The sequence below is a fragment of the Curtobacterium sp. L6-1 genome, from assembly GCF_018885305.1.
Lineage (GTDB): Bacteria > Actinomycetota > Actinomycetes > Actinomycetales > Microbacteriaceae > Curtobacterium > Curtobacterium aetherium.
In genome coordinates this window covers 3,046,165-3,058,925 of sequence record NZ_CP076544.1, presented here as the reverse complement: position 1 = coordinate 3,058,925, position 12,761 = coordinate 3,046,165, and the positions used below count along the sequence as shown (strand labels likewise).

The 12,761-nt window shown below is 73.8% G+C and carries 15 protein-coding genes; 4 read left to right on the top strand and 11 right to left on the bottom strand.

Annotated elements, in window-relative coordinates; translation table 11 throughout:
• Positions 1-59 precede the first annotated feature (59 nt).
• Positions 60-572 carry a methylated-DNA--[protein]-cysteine S-methyltransferase gene (locus tag KM842_RS14180; protein ID WP_216259362.1) on the bottom strand — a complete coding sequence of 171 codons (513 nt, stop codon included), beginning with the start codon at positions 570-572 and terminating at the stop codon, positions 60-62.
• Complete coding sequence (locus KM842_RS14175) at positions 569-2,179, bottom strand: DNA-3-methyladenine glycosylase 2 family protein (protein ID WP_216259360.1); 1,611 nt, start codon at positions 2,177-2,179, stop codon at positions 569-571. The genes KM842_RS14180 and KM842_RS14175 overlap by 4 nt, the downstream gene beginning before the upstream one ends.
• Positions 2,180-2,286: 107 nt before the next feature.
• On the opposite strand from KM842_RS14175, the gene KM842_RS14170 reads away from it, so the two are divergent.
• The gene (locus KM842_RS14170) at positions 2,287-2,847 is read left to right on the top strand and encodes a molybdenum cofactor biosysynthesis protein (protein ID WP_216259358.1); all 561 of its coding nucleotides are present in this window, start codon (positions 2,287-2,289) and stop codon (positions 2,845-2,847) included.
• An 88-nt stretch (positions 2,848-2,935) separates the two neighbouring features.
• On the opposite strand, the gene KM842_RS14165 is transcribed toward KM842_RS14170, so the two are convergent.
• The 5 genes from KM842_RS14165 to folE all read right to left on the bottom strand — a co-directional run bounded on the left by KM842_RS14165 (position 2,936) and on the right by folE (position 6,637).
• A complete protein-coding gene (locus KM842_RS14165; protein ID WP_216259357.1) occupies positions 2,936-3,484 on the bottom strand; it encodes a type 1 glutamine amidotransferase domain-containing protein in 549 nt (182 codons plus the stop codon).
• Between the two features lie 121 nt (positions 3,485-3,605).
• Positions 3,606-4,259, bottom strand: coding sequence for an HAD-IA family hydrolase (locus KM842_RS14160; protein ID WP_253206146.1), 654 nt, complete (start codon positions 4,257-4,259; stop codon positions 3,606-3,608).
• 46 nt (positions 4,260-4,305) lie between these two features.
• Positions 4,306-5,052, bottom strand: coding sequence for a pyrimidine reductase family protein (locus tag KM842_RS14155; protein WP_216259355.1), 747 nt, complete (start codon positions 5,050-5,052; stop codon positions 4,306-4,308).
• Positions 5,049-5,975 carry a dihydropteroate synthase gene (folP, locus tag KM842_RS14150; RefSeq protein ID WP_216259353.1) on the bottom strand — a complete coding sequence of 309 codons (927 nt, stop codon included), beginning with the start codon at positions 5,973-5,975 and terminating at the stop codon, positions 5,049-5,051. The genes KM842_RS14155 and folP overlap by 4 nt, the downstream gene beginning before the upstream one ends.
• Positions 5,975-6,637, bottom strand: coding sequence for a GTP cyclohydrolase I (folE, locus tag KM842_RS14145; protein ID WP_216262451.1), 663 nt, complete (start codon positions 6,635-6,637; stop codon positions 5,975-5,977). The genes folP and folE overlap by 1 nt, the downstream gene beginning before the upstream one ends.
• 156 nt (positions 6,638-6,793) lie before the next feature.
• Here folE and KM842_RS14140 point away from each other — a divergent pair, with 156 nt between their 5' ends.
• A complete protein-coding gene (locus KM842_RS14140) occupies positions 6,794-8,263 on the top strand; it encodes an NCS2 family permease (RefSeq protein ID WP_216259351.1) in 1,470 nt (489 codons plus the stop codon).
• Between the two features lie 133 nt (positions 8,264-8,396).
• On the opposite strand, the gene KM842_RS14135 is transcribed toward KM842_RS14140, so the two are convergent.
• Complete coding sequence (locus tag KM842_RS14135; protein WP_216259348.1) at positions 8,397-8,852, bottom strand: hypothetical protein; 456 nt, start codon at positions 8,850-8,852, stop codon at positions 8,397-8,399.
• 136 nt (positions 8,853-8,988) lie between these two features.
• Between KM842_RS14135 and KM842_RS14130 the strand changes: the two genes are divergently transcribed.
• Together KM842_RS14130 and KM842_RS14125 are read left to right on the top strand one after the other, a co-directional pair.
• Positions 8,989-9,252 (top strand): hypothetical protein, encoded by a 264-nt coding sequence (locus KM842_RS14130; RefSeq protein ID WP_216259346.1) that lies wholly within the window; start codon positions 8,989-8,991, stop codon positions 9,250-9,252.
• A gap of 41 nt (positions 9,253-9,293) precedes the next feature.
• Positions 9,294-9,821 carry a DUF1697 domain-containing protein gene (locus tag KM842_RS14125; RefSeq protein ID WP_216259344.1) on the top strand — a complete coding sequence of 176 codons (528 nt, stop codon included), beginning with the start codon at positions 9,294-9,296 and terminating at the stop codon, positions 9,819-9,821.
• A 56-nt stretch (positions 9,822-9,877) separates the two neighbouring features.
• Here KM842_RS14125 and KM842_RS14120 read toward each other — a convergent pair whose 3' ends face one another.
• The 3 genes from KM842_RS14120 to budC all read right to left on the bottom strand — a co-directional run bounded on the left by KM842_RS14120 (position 9,878) and on the right by budC (position 12,622).
• On the bottom strand, positions 9,878-11,152 hold the full coding sequence (locus KM842_RS14120; RefSeq protein ID WP_253206145.1) for an MFS transporter: 1,275 nt from the start codon (positions 11,150-11,152) through the stop codon (positions 9,878-9,880).
• Positions 11,149-11,793, bottom strand: coding sequence for a winged helix-turn-helix domain-containing protein (locus KM842_RS14115; protein ID WP_216259342.1), 645 nt, complete (start codon positions 11,791-11,793; stop codon positions 11,149-11,151). Before KM842_RS14115 ends, KM842_RS14120 begins: the two co-directional genes overlap by 4 nt.
• 61 nt (positions 11,794-11,854) lie before the next feature.
• Positions 11,855-12,622, bottom strand: coding sequence for a meso-2,3-butanediol dehydrogenase (budC, locus tag KM842_RS14110; protein ID WP_216259340.1), 768 nt, complete (start codon positions 12,620-12,622; stop codon positions 11,855-11,857).
• Between the last annotated feature and the right edge of the window lie 139 nt (positions 12,623-12,761).

Sequence of the window (12,761 nt, the reverse complement as noted above, 5' to 3'; positions counted from 1 at the left end):
CGCGTCCTGGGGGAGCCCTCTGCGCCTGCTGTGAACGAGCGCCCCGCCCGAGCGTCCGTTCAGACGAGGGCGTCCACGCCGACGGACTCGCGTTCGAGCAGTGCCCGCTTGACGTCGAGTCCCCAGGCGAAGCCGCCGAGCGAGCCGTCGGACCGGAGCACGCGGTGGCACGGCACGAAGAGCGCGGGCGCGTTCCGTGCGCACACGCTCGCGGCGGCCCGGACCGCGTCGGGGCGGCCCATGGCGCTCGCGAACGCGGTGTACGTCAGGGTCGAGCCGGCCGGGACGTCCCGCAGTCGCCGCCACCCCTCGACGAAGAGCTCGGTGCCGACCTGGTGGACCGGCACCTGCGCGACGTGGTCGGGTTCACCCGCGTAGTAGGCGTCGACCGCGGCCGCGGCGGCGACCTGGCCGGTGCGCACCCGCGTGGGTCGGTGCCGCTCGGCGATCCGCGCGAGGATGCGGTCGGTGTCGGCGGTCCAGCCCGAGGCGAGGACCCGGCCCCGGTCGTCCTCGAGCACGGTGAAGGGCCCGTCGGGGGTGGTCAGGGTGGTCAGGACGGCGTCGGTCATCGGGGTTCCTTCCCGGGGTTCGTGGAGGTCGCTGCGGTCCGTTCCGTCGCGCGATCGACGATCGGCCGCCAGCAGTGCATCGTGAGGTAGCTCCGCCAGGGCGCCACCCGTTCCGACCATAGGGAGAGCTCTCGCGCCGTCCCGGGCAGCCCGAGCTCCTGTGCACCGTTCCGCACGGCGAGGTCGCTGTGGAGGAAGAGATCGGGGTGGTGCCGGACCCGCAGGGCGACGTAGTCCGCCGTCCACGGTCCGATGCCCTTCACGGCGAGCAGCCCGGCGCGCAGGTCGTCGAGCGACTGGCCGCCGTCGACGACGAGCGACCCGTCGGCGAGCGCCGTCGCCACGCGCACGATCGTCTCGACCCGGGCAGCCGGCCCGCGGAGGACCTCGCGCCCGCGCCCGGCGACGACCGCGGCGCGGGGGAACAGCCGCACCTCGGCGCCGTCGTCGCCCGACCACGGCACCAGGCCGTCGGGGACCCGCTCCCCGAGCGCGGCGACGAGCCGGGTCTGCGCCGTCCGGGCGGCCGCCACGGAGACCTGCTGGCCGATCAGGGTGCGGAACACCACCTCGTGCGGGTCCACCGCCCCGGGCAGCCGCATCCCCGGGATCCGCTCGACCACGGGGGCGAGCTCGGGCACGGCGGCCAGGGCGGTGTCGACGGCGACCGGGTCGGCGTCGAGGTCGAAGAGGGCCCGGACCCGCGCCACCAGGGTCGGCAGGTCGGACAGGTCGGTGAGCCGCACGAGCAGGTCGAGGCCGGTCCGCCCCGCACCATCGGCGACGCCGACGCCGACGCCGGCGACCGAGCCGGCCCCGTCGTCCCCCGCGGCCGACGCGCGGAACCAGCCCGGGCCTCCCGGCAGGTCCAGCACCCGCCCGTAGGACGCGACCCGCCCCGTCGCGGTGGTCGTGACCTGCTCCGTGCCCGCCAGGGCGTGCAGCGCGTGCCACTCGAGCAGCCCCTGCACGTCGAACGGCGGACGCGCCGGCAGGTGCACCCGCAGCGCGCCGTCCGTGCTCGGGGTGACCGGCCGTCGGTCGCGCAGTGCCGTGGGGGTGAGCGCGAAGACCTCGCGGACGGTGTCGTTGAACTGTCGGATGCTCGTGAACCCGGCGGCGAACGCCACGTCGGCGATCGGCAGGTCGGACGAGGTGAGCAGGGTGCGGGCGGTCTGCGCCCGGTGCGCGCGGCTGAGCGCCTTCGGGCCGGCTCCGAGCTCCTCGGTCATGATCCGGTTGAGCTGCCGCTCCGAGTAGCCGACGCGCTCGGCGAGGCCGGGGACGCCCTCGCGCTCGACGACGCCGTCGAGGACGAGGCGCATCGCCCGGCCGGCGACGTCCTCGCGCAGGTCCCACTCCGGGCTGCCGGGGGTCGCCTCGGGCAGGCAGCGCTTGCACGCGCGGAAGCCGGCGAGGTGCGCGGCGGCGCTCGTCCGGTAGAAGGTGACCCCGGCCGCCCGCGGGGTGCGGGCGGGGCAGCTCGGCCGGCAGTAGATGCCGGTCGAGTGGACGGCCGTGACGAACTGGCCGTCGAACCGGGCGTCGCGCGAGGCCGCGATGCGGTACCGCTCCTGGTGCAGCGCGTCGGCTCCGGTGGTGCTCATGCGGTCAGCCTGACACGGGCCCACGACACCGGACTGGCGGGAATCGGACACGGCAGTCCGGCATGCGGTGGCGACGACGGCCGGGAGGCGCGACTACCGTCGTCCGCATGGCCCCCGCTCCGGACGCGGTCACCCCGGTCCCGCTGCCGTACGCCCGCGAGGTCGAGGTGGCGATGCTCCTCGTCTCCCGCCGCCACCGCTACGAGGGGCGCCCCGCGGACGGCGCCACCCCCGCCGACGAGGAGGAGCTGCGCGACCGCGTCGAGCTGCGGGCCGGGCTCGGGATCGTCGGCGACCGGTACTTCGCCGCCCGGGCGCACGTGCACGCCTCGGTGACGGTGATCGGGCTCGCGGGGCTCGACGAGGTCGCCCGACGGCTCGGGGTGCCGGTCGACCCGGTGGCGACCCGCCGCAACGTGTACCTGCGCGGCGTCGACGTCGAGGCGCTGCGCGGGGAGCCGTTCTCGCTCGACACCGGCGACGGTCCCGTGCTGTTCCGCGGGTACCGGCCGGCGAACCCGTGCGCGTGGATGGAAACCGAGGTCGCCCCGGGTGCGTTCCGGGCGATGCGCGGTCGGGGCGGTGTGCGCTGCGACCCGGAGTCCGACGGCGTCCTCGCGCTCGGCCGTGCCGTGCTGCGCACCGCCCACCCGGTCCCCTCCGACTGAGGTCCGCCCCGGACGACGCACCGTGGGCGGCGACGCGCGACGGGGGTCCGTCCCGCGTGGCCGCCCACGGTGGGTGTCGCCTGGCGGGTCAGACGAGCGACGCCTGGATCGCGTCGACGAAGGCGGGCAGGTCGTCCGGGTTGCGCGAGGTGATGATCGTGCTGCCGGTCTCGTCGACGCGGACCTCCTGGTCGACCCACTCGGCGCCGGCGTTGCGGACGTCGGTCTGCAGCGACGGGAACGAGGTGATCGTGCGCCCGGTCAGGACACCGGCCTCGATGAGGGTCCACGGGCCGTGGCAGATCGCCGCGACGGGCTTGCCGGCCTCGACGAACGCCTTCACGAGGTCGATCGCGACGGACTCCTGGCGGATGGTGTCGGCGTTGATCGTGCCGCCGGGGACGACCAGGGCGTCGTAGTCGCCGGCCGTGACACCGTCGAGGGTGGTGTCCGAGTCGACGCTCTTGCCCGGGTCCTTGTCGCCGACGAGGGTCTCGATCGGGCCGGACTCCTTCGCGGCGACGGTCACGGTGGCGCCGCGCTCACGGAGCTGGTCGGTGGGGACGACGATCTCGTCCTGTTCCACGCCGTAGTTCGTCGCGATGACGAGGATCTTCTTGCCGTCGAGGGCTGCCATGGTCACTCCTTCCGCTGGCCGGGGTCTCCGGCTGCGGACACCACGGTCGTCGCGCGACGCTGGGCGTGCTCGCAGTCCGCAGCGCACGTCCAGCGGGCGGTGCGCACAACGGACTGGTGGCTCACCCGCGGATGCGGAACCCGTCGCCCTCGGCCGTGACGGTGATCCCGTCGTACCCCGACACCCGCGCGAGACCGGCGGGCACGTCGGTGGCGAGCGCCCCGACGGCGACCGTCGTCGCACCGGAGGCGACCGCCGCCTCCAGTCCGGCTGGGGCGTCCTCGAACGCGAGGCAGTCGGCGGCGGCGACCCCGAGCAGGGCTGCGCCGCGCAGGTAGCCGTCCGGGTGGGGCTTGCCGTGCTCGACGTCGTCGGCGGCGACCACCGCGTCCGGGACGGGCACGTCGGCGGCCCGCATCCGGTTGACGGCGAGGTCGCGGGGCGCACTCGTGACGAGCGCGACCGGGACGCCCGCGGCCTGCAGGCGGCGGACGAACGCCCCCGCACCGGGGACCTCGACGATGCCGTCGGTGTTCTCGACCTCGTCGGTGACGAGCTCGAGCGCGACGCGGCGCTGCTCGTCCGGGGCGAGGTCGGGCAGGAAGTGCCGGATCGTGTCGATCGTCTGCCGGCCGTGCGAGAAGCCGAGGATCGTCCGCGGGTCGAGGTCGTGGTCGGCGCCGAAGCGTCCCCACGCCCCCTCGACGATCGCGGCCGAGTCGACGAGCGTCCCGTCCATGTCGAACAGGACCCCGGACACCACGACGTCGATCACGCGCCCGACCCTACCGGCCGCGGGCGGACGGCAGGGAGGCCCGTCGTCAGCGGGCGCGGACGTACCGGGTGAGCAGGACGTCGCCGTCGCCGTGCAGCACGTGCGCCAGGCGCATCCGCCGCAGCTCGGGCGAGGACCCGTGCACGATGCGGCCGCCGTCGCCGCCCTCGAGCGACGGGTCGATCGACAGGCAGAGCTCGTCGACCAGGTCCGCGGCCACCAGGGCCCCGAGGAACGACGGACCGCCCTCGCAGTGGATCCGCCCGAGGCCGCGCTCGACCAGGGCGGCACGGACGCGCTCCGGGTCGACGGTGTCCTCGCCGCAGGTCACGACGTCGGCGACGGCCTCGAGGGCACGACGGCGCCCGGGGTCCGCGGCGGCCGAGGTGAGCACGACCGGACGGACCGGGGCCTCGGTGAACACCCGCGACGCCGGATCGAGGTCGAGGGACCCCGTCACGATCGCGAACACCGGGTGGTCGGCCGTGCCGTGCGCCCGACGCCAGGCCACGTCGGCGTCGTGCAGGACCATCGGCCCGTACCCCTCGTCCCGGACGGTGCCGGCGGCCACCAGCACGACGTCGGCGACGCGGCGGAGCAGGTCGAACACGCGCAGGTCGTCGTCGCCGCCCAGGGAACCGGACTTCCCGGCGGCGGTGGCGGAGCCGTCGAGCGAGCTGACGAAGTTCACGCGCAACCAGGCGCCGTCGGCCGTGCCGTCCGCACCCTCGGTGTAGGCGGCGAGCAGGTCGTCGTCGGACAGGTCCGCGATCGGGTCGGGCAGGTGCGTCACGTGTTGTGCCTCGCTTCCAGGGGTTCCCGCCAGCCGAGGACCGCCTCGACCATGCGCATCGCGTCGACGGCCTCGGCGACGTCGTGCATCCGGACGATCCGCGCCCCGAGCATCGCGCTCACCGTCGCGGCGGCCAGGGTCCCGGACAGCCGTTCGCCACGGGGTCGGCCCAGGCTCTCGCCCACGAAGTCCTTGTTCGACACCGCGGCCAGCACCGGGTACCCGAGGGCCACGATCTCCGGCAGCCGACGGGTGAGCTCGAGCGTGTGCACCGTCGTCTTGTTGAGGTCGTGCCCGGGGTCGACGACGATCCGCTCCTCCGGGATGCCCGCGGCGAGCGCCCGGTCGACCCGGAGCCGGAGGAACGCGGCCACCTCGCCGGCGACGTCGGCGTACTGCGGCCGCGGGTACTCCTGCCGGGGTGCGGCGAGCGAGTGGGTGATGACGATGGTCGCGTCGGAGTCCGCTACGACCTCGGCCATCCGTGGGTCCGTCAACCCGGTGGTGTCGTTGACGACGCTGGCTCCGGCGGCGATCGCGGCCGCGGCCACCTCCGGCCGGAAGGTGTCGACGCTGATCGTCACGTCGGACTGCTGGGCGACCTGCTCGACGACGGGGAGGACGCGCTCGATCTCGTCGGCGGCGGACAGCTCCGGCCCGGGCGCGAACTTCACCCCGCCGATGTCGACCCAGTCGGCACCCTGCTCGGCGGCCGTCACGGCGGCCTCGACCGCGCGGTCCAGGGCGAACGTCCGCCCCACGTCGTGGAACGAGTCCGGCGTGCGGTTCACGATCGCCATCACCGCGATGCGGTGGTCGAGGTCGAGGGTGCGGCGGCCGATGGTGCGGACCGGGTGCCGCAGGTCCGGGACGACCCAGCCGGGTCCACCGGCGGGGAGGCCCGACCCGGCCCCGCCCCGCATCAGACGTCCGTCCCGTGGTCGCGACCGCCGAGGACCGTGGCGTCCGAGCCCCCGGCCGCGCTCGTGGTGTCCGCTCCCGCGACTGCACCGGTGCTCGCGCCCGCGCCGATGAGGGTGATCGCCTCGGCTCGACCGGCGGCCTCGGCGAGGACGCCGCTCGCCGCGACCGTGACGGTGGTGGAGCTGGTCTGTCGCTCGCCGCGGGTGGTCACGCACTGGTGCTGGGCGTCGAGCACGACGAGCACCCCGCGCGCTTCGAGGCCGTCCTGCACCGCGGCGACGACCTGCTCGCCGAGCCGCTCCTGCAGCTGCGGGCGGGAGGCGAGCGCCTCGACCACGCGGGCGAGGGTCCCGAGACCGATGAGCCGCTCCCCCGGCGCGTAGGCCAGGTGCGCGGTACCGAGGAACGGCAGCAGGTGGTGCTCGCACACCGACCGGAAGAGGATGTCGCGGACGACGACCAGGTCCCCCCGCTCCCCGTCGCCGGCGGGCACGGTGCCCTCCCGGGCGATCCGCGTCGCGTCGAGGTCGAGTCCGTGGAAGAACTCGGTGTACGCGTCCGCGACCCGCTGCGGGGTGCGTTCGAGTCCGGGTCGGTCGGGGTCCTCGCCGATGCCCGCCAGCAACTCACGCACGGCGGCCTCGACGCGGGCACGGTCCATGCGCTGCGTCACCCGCTCATCCAACACCGCCCACGCGGTGCGGTCCTGACCGGAGAGCGCGGTGCCGTACCCCGACCACCAGGAACGCGCCTCCCGGGCCGACTACCCTGCCGCCCCGGCGTGCCGGTGGCGGCGCGCTTCCTCTAAACTCCACCGGTGAGCGCCCCGCAGACATCCAGCCCGCCCCGGAACAGCGTCGCATCCGGCCTCGACCGCTTCTTCTCCATCAGCAAGCGCGGATCGACGATCCCCCGCGAGATCCGTGGTGGTCTCGTCTCCTTCGTGACGATGGCCTACATCGTCATCCTCAACCCGCTCATCCTCGGCGGGTTCAGTGCCGACCAGGCCGCCAAGGACGTCAGCGGCGGATGGCTCGAGAACGCTCAGGTGGCCGCCGCCACCGGGCTCGTCGCCGGGCTCATGACGATCGCGATGGGCGTCGTCGCGAACCTGCCGTTCGGCATCGCCGCGGGGCTCGGGATCAACTCGTTCCTGGCCGTCAGCGTCGTGCAGCAGGTGACCTGGGCCGAGGCGATGGGCCTCGTCGTCATCAACGGCATCATCATCGTGCTGCTCGCGCTGACCGGCATCCGGACGATGATCTTCACCGCGGTGCCGGCGCAGCTCAAGGCCGCGATCACCGTGGGCATCGGCCTGTTCATCGCGTTCATCGGCCTCGTCGACTCCGGGTTCGTCCGGTCCTCAGGGCTCGCGTCCCCGCCGCTGCAGCTCGGCGAGGACGGCTCCGTCGGGGCCCTGCCGACCATCGTGTTCCTCATCGGCCTGGTCATCATCGGCACGCTCATGGCCCGCCGCGTCAAGGGTGCGCTGCTCATCGGCATCGTCGCCACGACGGTCATCGCGGTGGTCCTGCAGGCCGTGTTCCAGGTGCCGACCTCGGTCGACTCGAAGACCGGCTGGAACCTCAACGCCCCGGGGCTGCCCAGCGCGCTCTTCGCCCTGCCGGACCTGTCGCTCGTCGGCCAGTTCGACTTCGGCGCCTTCGCCCGCATCGGGCCGCTCGCAGCGTCGATGCTCGTCTTCACGCTGGTCTTCACGAACTTCTTCGACGCGATGGGCACGATGACCGGACTGGCGAAGGCCGCCGGGGTCGCCGAGAAGGACGGCACGTTCCCGCGCCTCCGCGCCGCGCTCGTCGTCGAGGGTGCGGGTGCGATCGCCGGCGGTGGCGCCTCGGTGTCGTCGAACACGGTGTTCATCGACTCGGCCTCGGGCATCGGCGAGGGCGCCCGCACCGGGTTCGCCTCGGTCGTGACCGGTCTGCTCTTCCTGGCGTCGATGTTCCTCACGCCGCTGACGCAGGTCGTCCCGCTCGAGGTCGCCGCCGCAGGGCTCGTCGTGGTCGGCGCGCTCATGGTCGCGCAGGTCGCGGACATCGACTGGTCGGACTTCGGGTCGGCCCTGCCGGCGTTCCTGACGATCGTCGTCATGCCGCTGACGTACTCGATCGCGAACGGCATCGGCGCCGGCTTCATCAGCTGGGTCCTCATCAAGGCCCTGTCCGGCAAGGGTCGGCAGGTGTCGTGGCTGCTCTACGTCGTCGCCGCGGGCTTCCTGCTCTACTTCGCCCGCGGTCCGCTGGAGACGCTGCTCGGCGTCGGCTGACCCCGCCGGCCGGCCCGCGCCTCCCGGCACGGTGTCGACCGCACGACCGGACGTGGGCGGCTGCCCGCAGTGGTGTCCCGCTGCGGCAGCCGCCCACGTCCCGTTCTCCCCGGGGTCGGCCGGGAGGCCCGGGTCAGTCCGGCAGGTCGGCCGGCGTGGCCTCGTGGTGCGCCCGGGCCGGCGTCCGCCGGTCCTCCTTCATGCCCGCCTCGTACAGGTGGCGCCGGCCACCGACGAGCTGCTCGCGGGCCGTCCGCTCGAGTTCCTTCGCGGTGGCGTAGTAGCCGTCGTCGTAGTCCTCCATGATCTGGAACGTCCACCGCCCCGCGATCACGTTCCGTCCCACGAGCTCGGTGTCGATCCGTTCGGCGAGTTCGGTGTGCCCGGCCTTCCGCAGCTGCTCGACCGCCTCGCCGATGTTGAGGTCCGCCGTGCCGGTCAACCGGTGGAAGCCGTAGAGCAGCCCGCGGGCGTGCTCGATGACCTCGATCGCCGCGGAGAGGCTGCCGAGGGCCTCGACGGTCGCCTCGGACACCCCCTCGGGGACCTGGTGAGCGGAGTCGGGACCCTGGCCGTCGTCGTTCGTCATGATGCTCGTCTACACGACCGGACCCCGGCCCGTCCTCGGTGTCCTCCGGAGGACGAACGCGCCGCGCCGGGGCGCTTGCAGGTGTCGGAGGGCCGACCTAGCATTCGAACACACGTTCGAACAAGGAGGCTCCCTGATGATGATCGTCGACACCGCTGCGACGGTGTGGTGGACCGGCGGCACACCCGTCCGGCTCGTCTGGCTCGGCCGCCGCTGGCGCGTCAGCGACGTCCCGACACGGCTGACCACCACGCCCTCCGACCTGCCCACCGCGATCACCCACGCCCCGGAGCGGACGGCCGGGTGGCGCTTCCAGGCCACCGCCGAGGACGGCGAGACGCTGGTGCTGGACATCGTGCCGGACGGCGGCGGGTGGAGCGTCGCCCGCACCTGGACGTGACCGGCGTGGACCCGGCCGCCGCACCGCGCTACCGTCACGCCATGACGAGGTGGATCGCACTGCTGCGCGGGGTCAACGTGAACGGCATCACCATCCGCAGTGCCGACCTGGCCGAGCTCTTCCGCGGCCTCGGGTGCACCGACGTCCGGACCGTCCTGGCCTCGGGCAACGTCGTCTTCACCGCGGACGACGACCGCGACCCCGACGACGACGCCCTCCGTGCCGCGGTCGAACGGGCACTCCGCGACCGGTTCGGGTACGACGCCTGGATCGTGTTGGTGCCGCACGACTCCCTGGCCGCCGTGCTGGCCGGGTTCCCGTTCGCGTCGGCGGCGGACCGGCACGACTACGTGGTGTTCGCCTCGACCGACGCCGCCCTCGACGACCTGCTCGACGGTCTCGAGCCCGACCCGGCCGTCGAACAGGTGGCCCGCGGCGACGGCGTCGTCTACTGGTCGTGCCCGAAGGGGTCGAGCACCTCGACGATCGTCGCGAAGCGTGCCGGAGCAGCCCGGTTCCGGCAGACCACCACGACGCGGAACACGAACACGCTCCGCAAGCTCCTCTGACCGCCGCGGTCGGGCCTCGTCCCGCAGCGCGTGTCGACCACCCTGCTCGGCTGCGCTCAGGCCGCGGCGTCGGGGACGCTCCGCTCCGGACCGGAGGGTGGAGCGCCGCCGGATCGGCGCTCCATCAGCCGCCACGAGCCTCCGGCCAGCGGAGCCAGGGTGACCACGGTGTAGCAGGCCGCCACCACGGCGAAGGTCGGCGCGATCCCCACCCCGTCCGCGGCGACGCCGGCGAGCAGACCACCGACGGGGATGCCCGCCCACGCTCCCGCCCCGAGGAGTCCGAAGACCCGGGCACGCATGTGCTCCGGGATCCGCTCGAGTTCGACGGCACCGAGGATCGGGTTGAGTGCCCCCGCGGCGAACCCGGACACCACCGACGCCGCGAGCACCCAGGGCAGACCGAGTCCCAGTGCCGGCACGACGAGGGACGGCCCGCCGGTGACGACGAAGCAGACGACGAAGGGGATCCGACGCGGGAGCCGGTGCGCGACGTAGCCGAACAAGACCGACCCCAGGAAGGCAGCCCCACCGAAGGCACCCGTCACGAAGCCGAGCGACTGCGCACCGCCGAGGCGCTCCGCTGCGTAGAGCGGGACGAGGGTCGAGCGTGCGGCGTCGAGCAGGTTCGTCACGAGGACGAGCGACACCACGAGGCGGAACAGGGGATCCCGGACGCAGAACCGGAACCCCTCGACGATGTCCCGCCAGTACCCGCTCGGAGCCGTGCCCGCTTCGTCGGCCCGCGTGCTCGTGACCCCGACGCCGCGCAGCGTCGTGCCGGCGACGACGGCGGCCACGCCGAACGCGCCCGCCGTGCACGCGAGGGCCGGCAGCGGCCCGACGGCCGCCACGAGCAGGCCACCGAGCGGGGCGCCGAGGAGCACCGAGAGTCGTGCGGACGCCTCGAAGTGCCCGACGGCGCGTTCGATCGGGATGCCCGCCGCCTCCGCGAGCCCCGGCAGCAGCACCCGTCGCGCGGACTCTCCCGGAGCGTCGAACAGCCCACCGGCGAAGACGAGCGCGAGGAGCACCCACGTCGGCAGCCCGACGGTCCAGGCGAGCACCGGGATCGCGAGCAGGGTCGCACCGCTCACGACGTCCGACGTCACGCTCGAGCGGACGAAGCCGATGCGCTCGACCAGGACGCCGCCGAAGGGGCCGCCGAGCACGATCGGCACCGTCGCGACGAACGCGGCGATGCCGACGTCGGTGGCCGACCCGCCACGCGCGAGCACCAGGAACGGCACGGCCACCGTCGTCACCACGTTCCCGACACGGGAGAGGACCTGGACGACCAGCAACGCCCGGAGTCGGGCGGCCGCGCTCATGCGCCCGGCCAGCGGTACGCCTGGTTGAGCACGAACACCTGCTCGGAGCCGTCGCCCGACCCGTGCTCGGTGCTGACCGCCCGCCACCGGTCGACGACGTCCTGCAGTTCCGCCCCGAGGGACGCGAGCTCCGTCGGTGTCAGCCGCAGCACGGTGTCGGTGCTCGTCGAGGACGAGACCCACGCCGGGTCGAACGTCGCCGCACGCTCGACGAAGGTCTCCCACCGCTCGGCGTAGACGGCGGCGATCGTCCGGTTCAACGCGGTCGCGGCGAGCATCCGCTCGGGGTCGTCGAGCGCCTCGCCGAGGTCCCACGAGGACGACTCGTGGGACGCTCGCCACCACCGCTCCCGCCGGTCGGAGCCGGCTTCGGGCGCGGGTTCGATCATCCCGACCCGGGCCAGCCGCGTGCAGTGGTAGCTGATCGTCCCGGGCGCCTCGTCGATCTGGTCCCCGAGCATCGCGACGGTGTGCGGACCTGCCGTCCGGAGCAGTCCCAGGATCCGCAGCCGGGTCGGGTGTGCGAGTGCACGCATCCGCGCGGGGTCGTCCAGTCGACCGATGCGTCGCGGTGCGGCGGGGCCGGCACCGGTGTGCTCCGCTCCGCCGTCACCGCTGGTCCCGGGTCGTGTCTCGTCCACGGCCTGACGCTACATCCACAAGGGATGTTGTGCAATGGCTCTTGTGGAACTGGTCGGCGGGTCAGGCCTGCGGCGGCTGCCCGTTGCTCGCGGTGGTCCCGCCGTCGACGGGCAGGACCGCACCCGTGATGAACGACGCCTCGTCACTGGCCAGGAAGAGCACCGCGGCGGCGACCTCGTCCGCACGACCTCCGCGACCGAGGGCGATCCGCTCCGCGAACTTCGCCTTGAGTTCCTCGTCCTCCGCCTGCGACTGCGTCAGGTCCGTCCAGATGAGCCCCGGTGCGACGGCGTTCACCCGGACGCCGGACGCACCGTTGTCGAGTGCGGCGGCCTTCGTGAAGTTCGTCACGCCACCCTTGGCCGCGTTGTAGGGGCTCATCCGCCAGTCGGCCGCCATGCCGGACACCGACGAGGTGTTGACGACGGAGCCCTTCGTGGCACGGAGCGCCGGCAGGGCGGCACGCGTCCCGTAGAACACGCTCGACAGGTCCGTCTCGACGACCCGGCGCCACTCCTCGGGCGTGATCTCGGTGATGTCCCCCGAGGTGAACGTGCCGGCGTTGTTGACCAGGACGTCCACGCGGTCCCACCGGTCGACGGCCGCGGCGACGACGGTCTCCCACGCGTCCGGGTCGGCGACGTCCGCCTGCAGCCAGATCGCCTGCTCGGTCGGCAGCGAGTCGGCGACGTCGCGGACCTTCTCCTCGACGCTGTCGACCAGGACGACCCCGGCTCCCTCGGCGACGAACGCCCGTGCGGTGGCCTCGCCGATGCCGGACCCGGCACCCGTGACGATCGCGACCTTGCCCTCGAACCGCTTGCCCATGATGTGTTCCTCTCGCGTCGGTCGTGACCCGGGAGAGACGTCATCGGCCCGCGGGGCACGGGAGACCACGCTGCCCGCCGGCGGCTGGACGGTGGTCCAGACGGAGGCGGGCAGCGGGGCGGACGGAGGGCGGGCCTCC